The 14,056-nt window shown below is 70.9% G+C and carries 8 protein-coding genes; 4 read left to right on the forward strand and 4 right to left on the reverse strand.

Features of this window, described 5'->3' with window-relative positions:
• Positions 1–419: 419 nt before the first annotated feature.
• Both OQ02_RS41570 and OQ02_RS33465 read right to left on the reverse strand, forming a co-directional pair.
• Positions 420–4,865, reverse strand: coding sequence for an FkbM family methyltransferase (locus OQ02_RS41570; RefSeq protein WP_051773106.1), 4,446 nt, complete (start codon positions 4,863–4,865; stop codon positions 420–422).
• 11 nt (positions 4,866–4,876) lie between these two features.
• Complete coding sequence (locus tag OQ02_RS33465; RefSeq protein WP_033442667.1) at positions 4,877–6,220, reverse strand: glutamine synthetase family protein; 1,344 nt, start codon at positions 6,218–6,220, stop codon at positions 4,877–4,879.
• 150 nt (positions 6,221–6,370) lie between these two features.
• On the opposite strand from OQ02_RS33465, the gene OQ02_RS33470 reads away from it, so the two are divergent.
• Genes OQ02_RS33470 through OQ02_RS33480 form a run of 3 tightly spaced genes read left to right on the forward strand, consistent with a single transcriptional unit; the run spans position 6,371 to position 9,202 of the window.
• Entirely contained in the window at positions 6,371–7,021 is a 651-nt protein-coding gene (locus tag OQ02_RS33470; protein ID WP_033442668.1) for an LppX_LprAFG lipoprotein, read from the forward strand.
• Positions 7,018–8,589: an MFS transporter gene (locus OQ02_RS33475; protein WP_331281567.1), complete on the forward strand. Its 1,572-nt coding sequence runs from the start codon at positions 7,018–7,020 to the stop codon at positions 8,587–8,589. Before OQ02_RS33470 ends, OQ02_RS33475 begins: the two co-directional genes overlap by 4 nt.
• Before the next feature lie 31 nt (positions 8,590–8,620).
• Positions 8,621–9,202, forward strand: coding sequence for a TetR family transcriptional regulator (locus OQ02_RS33480; RefSeq protein ID WP_033442670.1), 582 nt, complete (start codon positions 8,621–8,623; stop codon positions 9,200–9,202).
• Positions 9,203–9,206: 4 nt separating this feature from the next.
• Here the strand turns inward: OQ02_RS33480 and OQ02_RS33485 are convergent, their stop codons facing one another.
• Both OQ02_RS33485 and OQ02_RS33490 read right to left on the reverse strand, forming a co-directional pair.
• Positions 9,207–10,388, reverse strand: a complete 1,182-nt coding sequence (locus OQ02_RS33485; protein ID WP_063747203.1) for an MFS transporter — start codon at positions 10,386–10,388, stop codon at positions 9,207–9,209.
• Between the two features lie 278 nt (positions 10,389–10,666).
• The gene (locus OQ02_RS33490; protein WP_033442671.1) at positions 10,667–12,382 is read right to left on the reverse strand and encodes an NAD+ synthase; all 1,716 of its coding nucleotides are present in this window, start codon (positions 12,380–12,382) and stop codon (positions 10,667–10,669) included.
• A gap of 83 nt (positions 12,383–12,465) precedes the next feature.
• On the opposite strand from OQ02_RS33490, the gene OQ02_RS33495 reads away from it, so the two are divergent.
• A complete protein-coding gene (locus tag OQ02_RS33495) occupies positions 12,466–14,016 on the forward strand; it encodes an alpha/beta hydrolase (RefSeq protein WP_197043609.1) in 1,551 nt (516 codons plus the stop codon).
• Positions 14,017–14,056: the final 40 nt, after the last annotated feature.

A 14,056-nucleotide genomic window follows, 5' to 3' on the forward strand; every position in this document is an offset into this window, starting at 1 on the left:
TGTCAGTTGTCCAGTAACAATCTCAAAGGAAACCTCTTGACGAGGTTCATAAATTTACTGGCTATTCGGCACGCTGTTGAGTTCTCAAAGAACACGCGCTCACCATCTTGTCCCGCATCTTACCGCGGTTCATTCCGGGGCTTTGTGTTTCCGTTCTGTCGAAAGCTTAGCTGGTTCGTTTTCTCGGTGTCAAATCGGCCGGTTTCGGCTTCTCTGCTCCGCGACGAACTCGCTTTGCATTCAATTTGTTCTGGTTTCCAGAGCGGAGGCAGCACGCTGTGCTGCTTATTCGTTTCTGGGAGCTTGACGCCGCAGTAGTCTACTCGGCCCGATTCGCGGTGTCAACCGCTCGTTCCGAGGTTCTTGCTGGCGACTCGGTAAAAGTTACTCATGACCTTGGCCGGTGTCAAATCGCCTGGTCAGCGGGCTGCGGGAGCGACGCGGACCGGTGCGGCGACCTGTGGACCGGGTCCTTTGGGGGCCACGGGACGGGGTCGCAACCACAGCGAGATGGTCCGCATGCCCTGCATCGCGGTCACGATCTGCTCCGGTGAGGCCGGTTCGCGGGTCGCCACCGGCACCAGGTCGTAGCCCCAGATGCGGAACTCCTTCAGCACCGTGACCGGATCGTCGCCGAAACCCTCCGTCGTCGTCGCGGAGAACTCGAGGAACACGTGCGGGCGGTCCCGGCGCAGGAGGCGCACCAGGCCGGCCAGCGCACGGTGACCACGACCGGGGGTGTCCACCCGAACGACTGAAAGCTTGCGGCCCTGCAACGTCGGCACGTCCTCCAGCTCCTTGTCGAGCCTGGCGGCACGCACCCTCGGCACGTCGTCACCGGCGTCGTCCGGCAACGGCGCCACCGACACCCCGCCCGTCAACGCCGGTTGGGAGGCCAGCTCACCGGTGCTCTCCCACGCCGCGGCGTCGACCAGGACGAGCTGTTGGGCGAGCCGTTCGGGCAGGTTGACGTCGACGTTGTGCCGCAGCAGCGCACGCGCGGACGGGCACGGCTCGACCGCGACCACCGCGCCGCCCGAGCCGAACCTGCTCAGCATGCGCACGGTCTGGTAGCCGACGTACGCGCCGACGTCGAGGAAGATGCCGTCCGGCTCGACCACCGAGTCGATCAGCTCCGACAGGTCGGTCTCCCACACCCCGTTGCTGGACAGCATCGGCAGCATGAACGCGTCGTCCGAGGGCAGGCGGAGCAGGCCGACGTCGGTCAGCACCAGTGAGCTCCGCGGCACGGTGTCGCTGTGCCGTTCGTGCTCGCGCACCACGACCCGGCGCAGGGCGTCGGCGGTCTGCTGCGCCTGGGTGGCGGCACGCAGGCTGGAGTCGAGCTTGGTGTCGCGCTCCCGCAGCGCGTCCACGACCTTGGACTCCAGCGAGTCGATCCGGTCGAGGGTGCGTTCGAGCGCGACGGCGAGCTTGTCGATCCGCTGGGCCATGGCGTCGCCCTGCTTCGCGCGCTTCCCGGCCTCGGCGACGACGGCGTCCTCGATCTCGCGCAGCCGCCGCCCCTGACCGGACATGTCGGCCCGGACCCGGACCACGCTGTCGTCGATGCCCACGAGCTGGTCGGCGAGGTGGCCCTGGTGGTCGGCGTGCTGCTCGAGTTCGGCGCGCAGCACTTCCAGTTCACCGAGGCCGACGCCGGTGGAGATGTCGTCCTGGCGGCGGACCAGCTCGGAGACCGTGCGCTCGACCCCGTCGATGAGGGACGCGAGCACGTTTCGCATGTGGTTGTCGTAGTGGTCGAGCACGCGCAGGACGACCTTGCGCAGCTGCGGCGCCATGGGCGTGCGGCTGGCGGTGCCGACGTCGGGCTGGCGCAGCAGGGCGTGCTTCGCCGAGTGCAGGGCCTTCATCGGGTCGACGGTCGGTGCGGGCTTCGCCCGGCGGGCGCGCCAGCCCCGGTAGGCGTGTTCGACCCGGTCGCGGAGGAGTTCGCCGACCTTGGTGACTTCGCGGGTGGCGCGGACGTGGTCGCGTCCCTTGGCGCCGATCGCCACCGCCGCGGGCAGGTCGTCGGCCAGGGCGCGCATGAGCTTGACGGCGGCTTGGAGGTCGGGCTCGACGCCTTGGCGGCACGGCACGAAGATCACCGCGGACTTGTCGAACAGCTCGGCGACCGCGCCGTGGTGCGAGGTCAGGATGGGTGTCGCCTCGGCCGCGTGGCGGGCGAGGGTGTGCGCGATCCGGTCGCAGGCGCCGCCCCGGTGCAGGTGGATCAGGCAGTCGACGGTGCCGAGGGTGTCGACCAGTTCGATGCGCGGGTCCGCGGAGGTGGCGAGGCGCAGGCGTTCGGCGGCTTCGGGGTGGGTGTCCGCGTTGGTGACCTCGATGCGCAGCGTCACGTCGGTGCGGTCGGGGAAGGCGGACAGGAACGCCGAGACTGCTCCCAGCGCGTTGCCCGCCCGGTCTGCTGCGTGGTCGGCGAGGGCGCCGAAGACCACCCCATCGTGTGGTTCCCGGTCCTTCACGACGGCTTCCGGGACGGGGAGCGGGAGGACGCGGACAGCCGGGCCGCCTTGGCGTTCGATGGCGGCGCGGGTCGTTTCGGAGGGGACCCAGATCTCGGTGGCGTCGGTGGGCTGGTCGTCGTCCAGGACGTAGTCGACCACGAAACGGCTGTCCGGGACCTTCTCGGTGGTGCCGACGCGGACCACGACCGGGTAGCCGGCGGTGGTGGAGGTGGGCAGGCCGGAGGCGCGGGCGGCGGCGTGGACGAGTTCGGCGATGGGGCCGGTGCCGAGGACGGAGACGCCGAGCTGGTCGTGCAGGACCGGGACTTCGGGGCGTGAGCTCGGGACTGCGGTCACGGGCAGTCGGCCGGCGGCCACGCCCACGGAGGCGCACCAGTCGCGGAAGGCCTCGCCGTCCGCGCCGAAGGGGTCGGGGAACTGGGTGCGGAGGGCTTCGTCGGAGCGCCAGAGCGCGGCGGCCCAGCGGGTGCTGCCGGGGAGGTGGGGTGCGGGTTCACTCGCCCAGGCAACGAATCCCGCTCCGCCGTCCGGGCCGAAGGCCGGAGGCGGGGCGGTCCGAACCGCTGCGGTCTGCGCGGGGGCAGAGGGCTGCGCTGGGACGGATGCCTGTGCTGGGGCAGCGGGTTGGGAGGGCGCGGGAGTCTGCGCCGGAGCAGAGGGCTGCGTCGGCGCGGAGGTACCCGCCGGGGCAGAGGGCTGCGCCGCGTCAGAGGTAAGCGCGGAGGCAACGGGCTGCGCTGAGGAGGAGGGCGGCTGCGCGGGCACAGGAGTCTGCGGCGGGGCAGGGGGCTGTTCTGGGGCGGAGGTCTGAGCCTGGGCCGGGGTTGGTGTGGAGGCCGCCGGGGCCGGTGTGGCAGCGGCGGGGGGTGGGGCGACTGCGGGGATCTCGCAGGTCTCGGCGCGTTCGGCAGCGGCGGGGGTAGCAGCGGTTGAGGTCTTGGCGGCGGAAACTGCCGGGGTGGCTGCGGCTGCGGTTGCGGCTGGCGTGGCTGCGGTCTCGCACGGGGTTGCGCCGGCGGGGGTGGTGGTCGCGGCGGCGGTGGGGAGCGCAGCGGGGGTGGTGGGGGTGGTGGCTGCTACCGAGGGCTGCGGGGCTGGGGGGTTGGTCGCGGCCGGCTCTTCGGGGGCGGCTGAGGGGGCCTTGGTTTCCTGGCTGTCCGATGCCTCTTGTGTGAGGGGGACGGCTCGGCCGTTCAGGGCCTCCGGGGCGACCACGGTGACTGGGGCGATCACGGTAGCTGGGGTGACTGGGGTGACGCGGGTGGCTGGGGTCGGCTGGGCGACCGGTGTCTCCGGGGTGTCCGCGCCGTTCGAGTTGGGCGGGGAGGCTGGGAGCGCTGGGCGGGGGGTTGGGCTGAACGCGGAGCCCGGGTGAGTTCGGGCGGTGTCGCGGTAGTCCGTCCTCAGCTCGTCCGGGATCTGGGTACCGTCCGCCAGCTGCCCGAAGCCGTAGCGCACCTTCTGCGGCGTGTGGCCCTTGCGCACCAGTTCCGCCCGGTACGCCGTGCACAGTTCGGCCAGTTCCGGGTGTTCCGACAGCAGCACGCGCGGCCGGTCGGCGAAGTCTGCCGACAGCAGCCACGGCCGGTTGGGGTCGAAGCCTGCGAAGTGGACGCTGCGGACCGGTTCGCCGATGGTCGTCAGCGTCCCGTCCTCACCTCGGTGGAGGTCTCGTTGCGGCGCGTTCCACACCGACAGGCCGACCGTCGCGTCACGCAGCACGTGCAGGTTCACCAAGGCGGGCGCCATGTCCAGCACGGCCTTCGTGGCGTCCGGTGTCCGGCGCAGCTGCTCGCCCAGGGACTGCAGGAACGGCTCGGCCCCCGGCGCGACCAGCAGGAAACCCGGGTCGAACACGCCCGTTTCGAGCAGTTCGGTGGGTGTCGGGCGCAGGCCGTCGTCCGGCAACGGCCGGAGCGACCTCGGCAGCAGGACCAGCGGCCCGCGCCGAACCGCCGACTCGACCAGGTCCGTCAGCGGGTTGAGGATCTGCACCCACGGGTCCAGGTACAACACCGGCAGCCCCTGGCCCAGCAGCTGTTCCAGGAGCTTGGGCCGCAGCACGCCGCACAGCTGCGACGCCGTGCACCCGGTCGCCAGCTCCGCCAGCTCCTCCGCGCCCACGCCCAGGTCCGCGGGCGTGACCAGCCCCGGACCGGATCTCTCCGGCAGGGCGTCGACCACCAGGGCCATGAACCTGGCCTGCGGGTGGCTCGCCAGGAACGAGCTCGACAGCACCTTCACCGCAGGCAGGTCGGCGGCGGTCGCCACCGTGCAGGCGATGAACGTGGGACGGGATTCCGAACGTCCGGGCACCTCGGTCACGGTCTGCAAACCTAGCTTCTCCGAGTGCCCGGTGTGGACCACCCGCACGGGTGTCTTCCTCACAGGACCGGCAACAGGGTGCGCAACTCGTACGGCGTCACGCTGCGCCGGTACGCGTCCCACTCCGTGCGCTTGTTCCGCAGGAAGAAGTCGTACACGTGCTCGCCCAGCGCCTCGGGCAGCAGCTCCGAGTTCTCCATCTCGGTCAACGCCTCACCCAGGTTCTGCGGCAGGTTGTCGTACCCGGCCGCGCGGCGCTCGCGATCGGTCAACGACCACACGTCGTCCTCGGCGGGCGGCGGGAGCTCGTAGCCCTTCTCGATGCCCTTCAGGCCTGCGGCGAGGATCACCGCGTACGCCAGGTACGGGTTGCAGGCGGAGTCGAGCGACCGGATCTCGACCCGGCGGGACGACGACTTGCCCGGCGAGTACATCGGCACGCGCACCAGCGCGGACCGGTTCGCGTGGCCCCAGCACACCGCCGTCGGCGCTTCACCGCCCACGATCAGGCGTTTGTAGGAGTTCACCCACTGGTTGGTCACACCGGAGATCTCACGGGCGTGCTTCAGCAGGCCGGCGACGAACATCTTGCCGGTGTCGGACAGCTGGTACGGGTCCTCGGCGTCGTAGAACGCGTTCCGGTCGCCCTCGAACAGGCTGACGTGCGTGTGCATGCCGCTGCCGGGCTGGTCGGAGAACGGCTTGGGCATGAACGACGCCCGCACGCCCTGCGTGATCGCGACTTCCTTGATCACGTACCGGAACGTCATCACGTTGTCGGCCATGGTCAGCGCGTCGGCGTAGCGGAGGTCGATCTCCTGCTGGCCGGGCGCGCCCTCGTGGTGGCTGAACTCGACCGAGATGCCCATGGCCTCCAGCGCCTCGATGGCGTGCCGGCGGAAGTGGGTCGCGGTCTCGTGGCTGGTCTGGTCGAAGAAACCGCCGTTGTCCGCCGGAACGGGCTCGCTCCCGTCGTCCGGCAGGCCCTTGAGCAGGAAGAACTCCATCTCGGGGTGCACGTAGCAGGTGAAACCGGCTTCGCTGGCCTTGGCCAGGGTCCGCCGCAGCACGTGCCTCGGGTCCGCCCACGACGGCGAGCCGTCCGGCATGGCGATGTCGCAGAACATGCGCGCCGAGTAGTGGTTCTTGTCCGGGGTCTGCCACGGCAGCACCTGGAACGTCGCCGGGTCGGGCTTGGCCACCATGTCCGACTCGTAGACCCTGGCGAAGCCCTCGATCGCGGAGCCGTCGAACCCGATGCCCTCGCTGAAGGCGCCTTCGAGTTCGGCGGGCGCGATCGCCACCGACTTGAGGAAGCCCAGAACGTCCGTGAACCAGAGCCGGACGAACCGGATGTCGCGTTCCTCAAGGGTGCGGAGCACGAACTCCTGCTGGCGGTTCATGACCTGAAGCCTAGGTAAGGACGGTCGGCGGCGCGTTGCCGACTCGGCCGAACGCGCTCGGCCGTTTGCCGCATGACGACAAACCGCAGGTCATGGTCGTGCACGGGCGTTTCGGCCTGGCAGCGGCCGGTGGGATCTACGATTCACCCCATGCTCCCTCGTCGTGCCCTGATCGGGTCGCTCGTGCTCGCCGTCGTGGCGGGCTGCACGTCGTCCGGTGGCGGCGGTGGCCTGCCCGCCGGGCCGGAACTGCTCGACAAGGCCGCCGAGAGCATGAAGTCGGTGACCAGCACCCACTTCTCGATCAAGGTCGACGGTGAGCTGCCGAACGTGCCGGTGAAGTCCGCCGAGGGCGACCTGAACGCCCAGGGGGAATCGCAGGGCCGGGCGACGGTCGACCAGTTCGGCCAGCTGATCGAGGTCGAGTACGTGCTGGTCGGGAAGGACCTGCACTTCAAGGGGCCGACCGGCGGCTACACCAAGCTGCCCGCGGCGCTCGCGGGCCAGGTGTACGACCCGACCGCGATCCTGGACCCGGACAAGGGCGTGGCCCGCGTGCTGGCCGACGCGCGTGACGCGAAGACGGTCAGCTCGGAGGACGGCGTCTCGGTCGTCACGGCCACCGTGCCGCGCGACGTGGTGGCCGGGCTGGTGCCGGGGATCGACGCCGACGTGGCGTCCACGTTCTCGGTGCGGGCGGACAAGCTGGAGAAGGCGGTGTTCGAGCTGCCGAGCGGGGCGAAGGTCACCATCGACCTGTCCGAGTTCAACAAGCCCGTCACCGTCTCGCCGCCCGCGTGAGTTCGCCGGTGAAGGGCTCGCCGATGGAGGGCTCGGCTGTGGAGGGTTCAGCTGCGGAGGGCTCGGTGAAGGCGCGGCGGTTGGCGATCGGCGCCGGTGCGGTGGCCGTGCTGCTGGGCGCGCTGGACGCGTACGTGGTCGTCGGCGTGCTCGTGGACATGGTGCGTGACCTGGGCATCCCGGTGAACCACCTGGAACGCGCGACGCCCGTGGTCACGGGTTACCTGCTCGGGTACGTCGCCGGGATGCCGCTGCTCGGGCAGCTGTCGGACCGGTTCGGGCGGCGGTTGGTGCTGCACGTGTGCCTGGTCGGGTTCGCGGTCGGTTCGGCGGTGACGGCGCTGGCCGGCGACCTGCCGCTGCTGGTGGCCGGGCGGGTGGTGCAGGGACTGGCCGGTGGCGCGCTGCTGCCGGTGACGCTCGCCCTGGTGGCGGACCTGTGGTCGGCGGAACGGCGTGCTTCGGCGCTGGGCGTGGTGGGTGCCGCGCAGGAGCTGGGCAGCGTGCTGGGCACGCTGTACGGCGTGGGCGTGGCGTCGCTGTTCAACGCCTGGACGTTCTTCGAGTCGGTGGAGCCGCAGAGCTGGCGGTGGGTGTTCTGGGTGAACCTGCCGCTCGCCGCTATCGCGGTGGTGGTCGTGCAGCTGACCGTGCCGCGGTCCGCCCGGTCGGCGGTGCGGATCGACTTCGTCGGCGGCGGTTTGCTGGCGTTGGCGCTGTCGTTGCTGGTCGTGGGGCTCTACAACCCCGATCCGGCGCACGCGGTGCTGCCGTCGTGGGGTCTGCCGGTGCTCGGCGCGGCGGCGGTGGTGTTCGTCGGGTTCGTGTGGTGGGAGCGGCGGTCGTCGGTGCGGCTGCTGGACCCGGCGGGCGTGGCCATGCGGCCGTTCCTGGCGTCGCTGGCCGTGTCGTTGGCGGCCGGTGCGGCGCTGATGGTGACGTTGGTGGACGTGGAGCTGTTCGCGCAGACCGTGCTGGGACGTGACTCGGGCGCGGCGGCGGCGATGCTGGCCCGGTTCCTCATCGCGTTGCCGGTGGGCGCGGTGCTCGGCGGGTGGCTGGCGGCGCGGGTCGGCGACCGGTGGGTGTCGTTCGTCGGGTTGGCGGTGGCCGCGGTCGCGTACGTGCTGATCGCGCAGTGGCCGGCCTCGGTGTCGTCGTTCGTGATCGGGCGGGACCTGGCGGTGGCCGGGTTCGGGTTGGGGCTGGTGATCGCGCCGGTGTCGGCGGCGGTGCTGCGGGTCGTGCCGGCTTCGCAGCACGGTGTCGCGTCGGCCGCCGTGGTGGTCGCGCGGATGACCGGGATGCTCGTCGGCGTGGCCGGGCTGTCGGCGTGGGGCCTGCACCGGTTCCAGGAGCTGACGGCGGACCTGGACACCCCGCTGCCGTTCGGGATGTCACCGGAGGAGTTCACCGAGAAGGCCGCCGCTTACAAGACGGCGCTGACGGACGCGTTGCTGACGGAGTACCACGAGATCTTCTGGATCACGGCGGTGATCTGCGGCTTGGGCGCGGTGTTCTCGCTCCTGCTGCCCGGACGTCCGTCGGGTGCCGGTTCGCACCGGTGAAAGCAACGGTGCGGTTGGTTATCATCGCGGCGTGGCTTGGAACACCGAGGAGACCCGTCGGCGCCTGAAGGAGGCGGCGGTCGTCGAGTTCGCCGCGCACGGGCTCGCGGGCACCCGGGTCGAGCGGATCGCGGCACGGGCCGGTGTCAACAAGGAACGGCTCTACAACTACTTCGGCGACAAGGAACGGCTGTTCGCCACGGTGTTGTCGGACGAGCTGGCGAAGATCGCGGCGGCGGTGCCGTTCGACGAGCTGCGGGACGTCGGCGCGTACGCGGGGCGGTGCTTCGACTACCACGTGGCCAACCCGCACCTCGTGCGGTTGTTGCAGTGGGAGGCGCTGGCGTACGGCGACGGCGCGGTGCCCGACGAGGACGTGCGGGCCGCGCACTACGGGCGCAAGGTGGACGCGTTCCGGGCGGCGCAGGCGGACGGCGTGCTGGCCGCTTCGCCGGACGCCGCCGACCTGGTGCTGATGATCATGTCGTTGACGTCGTGGTGGCTGGCCGTGCCCCAGGTGTCCCGGATGGTGACCGGTGGGGACGACCTGGCCCGGCGACGTGCGGCCGTGGTCGAGGCCGCGCGTCGCCTCGCGTCGCCCCCGACCGCTTAGGGCTTCAGCCGGCGACCGGCACAGGGGCCGGGCGCGGACCCAGGACGAGGGTGGCCGCGGCGACGAGGAGCAGGCCGGCGAGGGTCAGGCAGATGACGGCGAACCCGGCGGGTGCCAGCGCGGTGACCAGGACGGGGCTGATGCCGCCGCCCAGGCCGACGAGGAAGGCGTAGGCCGCCAGGCCCGTCCCCCTCGCCTCGCCGGAAGCCCGTGCCACCAACGACACCAGCGCCGGGATCGTCACGGCGAGTCCCGCCACGAAGATCGCGCTGCCGACCAGCAGGACCGGCAGCGTGGCGGAGGTGGCTTCGAGGACCAGGCCCGCGGCGGCGACCACGAACGCCGCCGGCGCCACGCGGTGCGCGCCGAAGCGGGTGATCAGCGGACCGGCGAACAGGCCCAGCGCGATGCCCGGCAGGCCGGGCAGGCGGACGAGCAGCAGGTCCACGGCGTCGTGGATGCCGTAGCGCTCGCCGACGGTGGCGGTGAGGGCGGTGTACATGCCGACGAACGTCAGCAGCAGGGTGATCGCGCCGACGTAGGCGACCAGCAGCGGCGGGCGGCGCAGGAGTGCGCCGAGCCGGGTGAAGGTCGTGACCAGTGGAACGGGGGTCGGGCGGGGCGTCGCGGGCAGGCGGGTCAGGAGCGCGGCCACCACCAGCAGGAGCGGCACGAGCAGCCAGAACACCCAGCGCCAGCCGATCGCCTTGTCGACGCCCAGCGCGTAGGCCTGGCCAACCAGCCCGGCCAGGAGGAACGAGCCGGAGAGCGCCGTGACGCCCACCGCGCGGCGGGCCGGCGGCAGCGCTTCGGCGACGTAGGCGAGTGAGACGGCCGGGATCGAGGCGGCCAGGAAGCCTTGTGCGGCACGGGCCACGAGGAGCGGCGCGAACGCGGGGGACGCGCCCGCGACGATGCCCGCGACCGCGCCGAGGGTCAGGCCGAAGGCCATCACGTGGCGGCGGTCGTAGCGGTCGGAGAGGGTGCCGAAGACCAGGTTGCCCAGGGCGAAGGCGAACCCGAAGCCACCGCCCACCCAGGCGGCCGTGGCGAGGGGGACGTCGTACCGGTCGGCGACGCCGGGCAGCAGGGGCACCGTCAGGTAGAGCTGGCCCACCGCGAGGATCACGGCCGCGACCAGGATCGAGACGAGCACGGGTGGGCGGCTGAGGGTAGTGCGCAACACCGATCTCCAACCTGGGGTGCGAGGAGGCGCCTGATTCCAACCTTGGCGTTGGATTCAGGCTACGACCGGTCGCGGGCAAACTCCAACGGTGGAGATGGAATGTGGGCCGGGTCACCCCCGAAGCCGCGTGAGTCCTACATCCAGAACGCGTGAGTCCTACGTTCGGAACCCCTGAGTTCAACGCTCAGTACAAGATCCACTGTTCTGAGCGTTGAACTCGGGGGTCGTGAACGTAGGACTCACGCGTTCCGAACGTAGGACTCACGGTCCTTGTGGGGTCAGCCTTCGCGCCAGCCGCTGGTGATGGGCAACCGGCGGTCGCGGCCGAAGGCCTTGAACGTGATCTTGGTGCCCGGCGGGTACTGGCGGCGCTTGTACTCGGCCTTGTCGACCATGCGCAGGACCCTGTCGACCAGCTCGTGCGAGAACCCCATGGCGATCAGGTCGCGGTAGCCCTTGTCGCCCTCGACGTAGTCGTCCAGGACGGAGTCGAGCAGGTCGTAGTCCGGCAGCGAGTCGGTGTCGACCTGACCCGGTCGCAGCTCGGCCGACGGCGGCTTGGCGATCGAGTTCTCCGGGATCGGCGGCAGCTCGCCCAGCTTCTCGGCCTGCGCGTTGCGCCACCGCGCCAAGTCCCAGACCAACGTCTTCAGCACGTCCTTGATCGGCGCGAACCCGCCGACCGCGTCCCCGTAGATCGTCGAGTAGCCGACCGCCAGTTCGGTCTTGTTGCCGGTGGCGAGCACCAGGTGGCCGTGCTGGTTCGACAGGCCCATCAACGTGACGCCGCGACACCGCGCCTGGACGTTCTCCTCCGCCAGCCCGGTCAGCCCGAGCTGGTCGACGAACACGCTGACCATGTCCGCGATCGGCTGCTCCGAGTAGTGGCAGCCGGTGCGCTGGGCCAGGTCGTACGCGTCGGACTTCGAGTGGTCCGACGAGTACACCGACGGCATCGACACGGCGTAGACGTGGTCCGCTCCGAGGGCGTCGACCGCCAGGGCCGCGACGACCGCCGAGTCGATACCGCCCGAGAGCCCGAACACCACCGAGTGGAAGCCGTTCTTGTGCACGTAGTCGCGCAGGCCGGTGACCAGCGCGTGCCACACCTCTGCCTCGTCGGACAGCGGCTCGGCCGACTGCGGCACGGGCAGCGGCTCGTAGGCCGGGAGCGGTTCGTCGGACACCGTCCGGCGGTGGACCGTGAACCCGCCGTACGCGCCTTCGGTGCGCGGCGTGCCGCCGGGCAGGTCGAGGTCCAGCACCACCAGGTGCTCCACGAACTGCGGCGCGCGCGTGATCAGCGTGCCGTCGGCGGTGACCACCATCGTGTCACCGTCGAACACCAGCTCGTCCTGCCCGCCGATCAGGTTCACGTAGGCGAGCGGCGCACCGGCCTCGGCCGCGCGACGGGCCACCAGCGGCAGTCGGGCGTCGTCCTTCTTCCGCTCGTACGGCGAGGCGTTCGGCGAGACCACGAGGTCCACGCCCGCCTCACCGAGGGCGGCGATCGGGCCACCGTCCTGCCACAGGTCCTCGCAGATCACCATGCCGACTTCGAGCCCGTGCACGCGGACGACGTCCAGCGTGTCGCCCGGCGTGAAGTAGCGGCGCTCGTCGAACACGCCGTAGTTCGGCAGGTGGTGCTTGTTCTGCCGCGCCACCACCTCTCCCCGGTGCAGCACGGCGGCGGCGTTTCGCATCCCGTGCTCGTCGCGGTCGAGGTAGCCGACGAACACCGCCAGGTCGCCGCACCCCGCCTCGTCCAGCCTGGTCGCGAGCTTGGTCAACGCCTCTTTGGACGCCTCGGCGAACGACACCCGCAGGGCCAGGTCCTCGACCGGGTACCCGGTCAGCGCCATCTCGGGGAAGACGGCCAGGTGGGCGCCCGCCTCGACGGCCTTGCGCGACCACTCGACGACGAGTTCGGTGTTGCCCGCCAGGTCGCCGACACAGGCGTTCACCTGGGCGAGGGCGAGTCGGAGCTGTGGCATGGGGGCATTCTCGCTCACTCGGAGGGGCCATGGCGGGCGTTGTGGCCGACGAGTCACCATACGATCGAACCGTGCGCCGTCGGATGATGCTCCTCCTCGCCCTCCCGCTCCTCGCCTCGTGCACGAGCGTGGTCACCGGGTCGCCCACCGCCGGGACGGCACTGGAGCAGAGAGGGCCGGCCGGCGTCGTGCCCGCCGGCTTGGAGCGGTTCTACGGGCAGCGCCTCGGCTGGGAGGACTGCGCGCCCTACGCCACCACCGGGTCGACGACGACGCTCTACAAGACCAAGAAGTCGATCGAGTGCGCCCGGATGGAGGTGCCGCTCGACTACACCAAGCCCGAGGGCCGCACCATCAAGATCGGACTGCTGCGGCAGCGCGCGGCCGGTGAGCGGATCGGGTCGTTGATCATCAACCCGGGTGGTCCCGGCGCGTCCGGCATGTCGGCGGCGGCGAGCCTCGGCTCGGAGGTCAAGGCGACTGATCTGGGCGACCGGTTCGACCTGGTCGGGTTCGACCCGCGCGGTGTCGGGGCGAGCCAGCCGCAGGTCAAGTGCCTGACCGACGCGGAACGGGACACCGATCGGCTGGACGACGACCTGGACACGTCACCGGCGGGCGTGGCGCAGACCGAGGCGGAGAACAAGCAGTACGCGGAGAAGTGCGCCGCGTCGACCGGCGTCGACGTGCTGGCCAACGTCGGCACCAGGGACGTGGTGCGGGACCTGGACGTGATGCGGTCGGCGCTCGGCGACGAGAAGCTGACCTACCTGGGTTACTCGTACGGCACGCACATCGGCGCCGCGTACGCGCAGGCGTTCCCCGGCAACGTGCGGGCGCTCGTGCTGGACGGCGCGGTGGACCCGACGCAGGGCCAGGTCGAGTCGCTGATCGCGCAGGCCGCCGGGTTCCAGAAGTCGTTCGACGCGTTCGCGGCGTGGTGCGCGACCCGGCAGGACTGCGCGCTGGGCAGCGACCCGTCGAAGGCCAACCAGGTGTTCCGCGACCTGACGTTGCCGCTGGTGCAGCGGCCGGTGGCGGTCGGCGACCGGAAGCTGTCGTACAACGACGCGATCACCGGCGTCATCCAGGCGATGTACACCGAGGAGCTGTGGGCGCCGCTGAACACCGGGTTGACCGAGCTGAAGAACAACCGCGGTGACGTGCTGATGCTGTTGGCGGACAACTACTTCGACCGGGACAAGGAAGGTCGGTACTCCACCATCACGGACGCGTTCACCGCGGTGAAGTGCGTGGACGAGCCGCGGGTGACCGACAAGGCCCTGCTGGACGACCTGGCGCGCCGGTACAAGGCGGCGGCGCCGTTCCTGGACGACGGTCAGCCGGCCGCGGCGGCGCTGGACACGTGCGCGTTCTGGCCCGTGCCGCCGAGCGTGCAGGAGCACAAGGCCGTGGCCGGGCTGCCGCCGGTGCTGGTGATCTCCACGACCGGTGACCCGGCGACGCCGTACGAGGCGGGCGTGAGCCTGGCGAAGGCGTTGGGCGGCGGGCTGCTGACGTACGAGGGGAACCAGCACACCGTGTACCTGCACGGCAACGAGTGCGTGGACGACGCCGGGCACGAGTACCTGATCAACCTGAAGCTGCCCGCCGACGGGACGCGCTGCTCTTAGCCCGTTTCCGGCCGTCGTGGACCACGATCGTGGAAAACTT

This window comes from Saccharothrix sp. NRRL B-16314 (assembly GCF_000716595.1).
Classification (GTDB): Bacteria; Actinomycetota; Actinomycetes; order Mycobacteriales; family Pseudonocardiaceae; genus Actinosynnema.

Bases quoted from the DNA above. Each gene is read 5' to 3' on its own strand.
- OQ02_RS33470 (WP_033442668.1), top strand. From the start codon at position 6,371: ATGCTCCCTCGTCGTGCCCTGATCGGGTCGCTCGTGCTCGCCGTCGTG.
- OQ02_RS33465 (WP_033442667.1), bottom strand. From the start codon at position 6,220: ATGAACCGCCAGCAGGAGTTCGTGCTCCGCACCCTTGAGGAACGCGAC.
- OQ02_RS33495 (WP_197043609.1), top strand. From the start codon at position 12,466: ATGATGCTCCTCCTCGCCCTCCCGCTCCTCGCCTCGTGCACGAGCGTG.
- OQ02_RS33490 (WP_033442671.1), bottom strand. From the start codon at position 12,382: ATGCCACAGCTCCGACTCGCCCTCGCCCAGGTGAACGCCTGTGTCGGC.